The organism is Pseudomonas sp. SDO55104_S430 (genome assembly GCF_054070595.1).
In genome coordinates this window covers 1-3,434 of sequence record NZ_JBSVXG010000374.1, presented here as the reverse complement: position 1 = coordinate 3,434, position 3,434 = coordinate 1, and the positions used below count along the sequence as shown (strand labels likewise).

The 3,434-nt window shown below is 62.4% G+C and carries 4 protein-coding genes; 1 reads left to right on the top strand and 3 read right to left on the bottom strand.

The window, feature by feature from the left end; translation table 11 throughout:
- Positions 1–60: 60 nt before the first annotated feature.
- From ACW9JE_RS29615 to ACW9JE_RS29605, 3 genes are read right to left on the bottom strand one after another with little or no spacing between them, the layout of a single operon-like run.
- The gene (locus ACW9JE_RS29615) at positions 61–648 is read right to left on the bottom strand and encodes a YggT family protein (protein ID WP_224542178.1); all 588 of its coding nucleotides are present in this window, start codon (positions 646–648) and stop codon (positions 61–63) included.
- 24 nt (positions 649–672) lie between these two features.
- Positions 673–1,491: a pyrroline-5-carboxylate reductase gene (gene proC / locus ACW9JE_RS29610; protein ID WP_457434777.1), complete on the bottom strand. Its 819-nt coding sequence runs from the start codon at positions 1,489–1,491 to the stop codon at positions 673–675.
- Positions 1,492–1,512: 21 nt separating this feature from the next.
- Positions 1,513–2,199: a YggS family pyridoxal phosphate-dependent enzyme gene (locus ACW9JE_RS29605; protein ID WP_457434776.1), complete on the bottom strand. Its 687-nt coding sequence runs from the start codon at positions 2,197–2,199 to the stop codon at positions 1,513–1,515.
- 86 nt (positions 2,200–2,285) lie between these two features.
- Here ACW9JE_RS29605 and ACW9JE_RS29600 point away from each other — a divergent pair, with 86 nt between their 5' ends.
- The gene (locus ACW9JE_RS29600; protein ID WP_224542171.1) at positions 2,286–3,320 is read left to right on the top strand and encodes a type IV pilus twitching motility protein PilT; all 1,035 of its coding nucleotides are present in this window, start codon (positions 2,286–2,288) and stop codon (positions 3,318–3,320) included.
- Positions 3,321–3,434 lie beyond the last annotated feature (114 nt).

Genomic DNA, 3,434 nt, shown 5'->3' with positions numbered 1-3,434 from the left:
GTCAGTGGGGACCTGTAGGAGCGAGGCTTGCCCGCGAAGAACGATGACGCGGTCTGAATCCTAGATCAGGCCAAACAGCTCACGCGGCATCAGCGCGTACATCGCCAGGCGCGGGATCAGCCAGCTTTGCAGCAGTTGCAGCGCGATGAAGGCGAAGATCGGCGAGATGTCGAGGCCGCCCAGGTTCGGGATGATCCGGCGGAACGGCGCCAGAACTGGTTCGGTGATCTGCTGCACCAGCTCTGCGCCAGGGTTGTGGCTGCCAGGAGCGACCCAGGACAGGATCACGCTGATGATCATTGCCCAGAACAGGATCTTCAGGAACAGCGCGAAGATGCCGATCAGCGCCCATGGCACCAGGAACAGCGCGTTCACTTCGTAACCCTGCAACAGCAGGATCACGGCGAACAGCGCCATCTGCACCAGCAGGGCCAGCACCAGCGACGACATGTCCAGACCGAACATGCTCGGGATCACCCGGCGCAGAGGTTTGAGCAAGGGTTGCGTGGCGCGCACGATGAATTGGCAGAGCGGGTTGTAGAAGTTCGCCCGCACCAGTTGCAGGATAAAGCGCAACAGCACGATCAGCAGATACAGGCTGCCCAGGGTTTGAATCACGAAAATGGCAGCGTCATTGAGTCCGAGCATTATTGATTCCTTTTTAAGAGCTGATTAGCGGCCGAGTTGCTCAGCCATCTCGGCGGAACGGTGTGCGGCGGCGCCCAGTGCTTTTTCCACCAGAGCTTCAAAGCCGTCAGCCTGGAACGATTTGATGGCCGCTTCCGTGGTGCCTGCTGGCGAGGTCACGCGGCGACGCAGTTCGGCTGCGTCGACATCGCTGGAAACCGCCATGTGCGCGGCGCCCAGAGCGGTCTGCAGGGTCAGTTGCGCGGCAATGTCCGCTGGCAGGCCGAGTTTCACGCCGGCAGCGGTCATGGCTTCGATCAGCAGGAAGAAGTAGGCAGGGCCGGAACCGGACACTGCGGTCACCGCGTCCAGTTGCTGCTCCTCGTCCAGCCACAGGGCGATGCCCACGGCCGACAGCAGTTCCTGGGCTTGCTGGCGCTGTTCGGCGCTCACCTGGGCGGTGGCGAACAGACCGCTAACGCCCTGGCGCAGCAGCGCAGGAGTGTTGGGCATGCAGCGCACGATCGGCTGGGCGCCGAGCCAGCTGTTCATGCTGGCGCAGGTGATGCCGGCGGCTATGGAAACCACCAGCTGGCCTGGCGTCAGGCTTGGGCGAATGGCTTCGCAGACGGTCTTCATCGCCTGCGGCTTGACCGCCAGTACCACCACGTCGGCGTCTTGAATGGCCTGGGCGTTGTCGGCGAACACTTCGATACCGTGCTCGGCGCTCACGCGGGCGCGGGTTTCTTCACCCGGATCGCTGGCGCGGATCTGCGCGGCGTCCAGGCCCTTGGCCCGCAGGCCGCCGATCAGGCTGGCGGCCATGTTGCCGGCACCGATAAAGGCAATACGCGTCTTGCTCATGTCAGGTCCTTATAAATGGGGTCACGGGTGACCGTAGTCGCGAGCGCCGAACAGGGCCGTACCGATACGAACCCAGGTCGCGCCCTGGGCAATGGCCGACTCGAGGTCGTGGCTCATGCCCATGGAAAGTGTGTCGAGTGGCAGATTCAGGCTGGCTTGCAAACTTTGTACGGCAGCGAAGGCGGCATCCTGTTCGGCGCGGTCGTCCGTCGGCTCGGGAATGGCCATCAGCCCGCGCAGTTTGAGACGCGGCAGGGCGTTGATGGCGTTGGCCAGGGCCGGCAGGTCGGCCGGGGTGCAGCCGGATTTGCTGGCTTCACCGCTGACATTGACCTGGATGCAGATGTTCAAAGGGGGCAGATCGGCGGGGCGTTGCTCGGAAAGGCGTTGTGCGATTTTCAGACGATCCACGGAGTGCACCCAGGCGAAGTGCTCGGCGATTGCGCGAGTCTTGTTCGACTGAATGGGGCCGATGAAGTGCCAGATCAAGGGCAGGTCGGCCAGTTCCAGCTGCTTGCTCAGGGCTTCTTGCAGATAGTTTTCGCCGAAGTCGCGCAGGCCGGCGGCATAGGCTTCACGCAGGTCCTGCGCGGGCTTGGTCTTGCTCACGGCCAGCAGCTGTACGTTGTGTTCATCACGGTTGGCGGCGAGGGCGGCGGCGCGGATGCGCGAACTAACCAGTTCAATGTTGTCTGCTATGGTGGACATTCAAGAGGCGCCAGCGGGTCTGAGGTTGGCGGCATTCTACTGGAATTGAGAGCTTCTGGATTGGGGCTTCTGGAACGAGAGGTGTTATGGATATCACTGAGCTGTTGGCGTTCAGCGCCAAGCAGGGCGCTTCCGACTTGCACCTGTCCGCCGGCCTGCCGCCGATGATCCGCGTGGACGGCGATGTGCGGCGCATCAACCTGCCGGCGCTGGATCACAAGGAAGTGCAGGCGCTGATCTACGACATCATGAACGACACCCAGCGCGTGGATTTCGAAAAGAACCTGGAAACCGATTTTTCCTTCGACGTGCCCGGCGTGGCGCGTTTCCGGGTCAATGCCTTCAACCAAAGCCGCGGTGCCGGCGCGGTGTTCCGTACCATCCCGTCGAAGATCCTGAGCATGGACGATTTGGGCATGGGCGACGTGTTCCGCAAGATGACTGACGCGCCCCGTGGCCTGGTGCTGGTGACCGGGCCGACTGGCTCCGGTAAGTCCACCACCCTGGCGGCGATGATCGATTACCTGAACAACCATCGCCATCACCACATCCTCACCATCGAAGACCCGATCGAGTTCGTCCACGAATCGCGCAAATGCCTGATCAATCAGCGTGAAGTCCACCGCGATACCCGCAGTTTCGCCACCGCCTTGCGTTCGGCCCTGCGTGAAGACCCGGACGTGATTCTGGTGGGCGAGATGCGTGACCTTGAAACCATTCGCCTGGCGCTGACAGCTGCCGAAACCGGGCACCTGGTGTTCGGCACGCTGCACACGACATCGGCGGCGAAAACCATCGACCGGATCGTCGACGTGTTTCCGGGGGACGAAAAGTCCATGGTGCGCTCGATGCTTTCAGAATCGCTGCTGGCGGTGGTATCGCAGACGCTGGTGAAGAAAATCGGCGGCGGGCGGGTTGCGGCCCACGAGATCATGCTCGGCACATCGGCGATCCGTAACCTGATCCGCGAGGACAAGGTGGCGCAGATGTATTCATCGATTCAGTCGGGCGGGTCGCTGGGGATGCAGACGCTGGATATGGGCCTGAAGGACCTGGTGAACCGGGGATTGGTCACCCGCGAACAGGCGCGGGAGAAGGCGCGGACGCCGGATAACATTTGATGATCCAACCGGGGCAAGGCCCAAATTGGCGATGAGATCATTGTGGCGAGGGGGCTTGCCCCCGCTGGGCTGCGAAGCGGCCCCAAAAGATGGGACTGCTGCGCAGTCCAACGG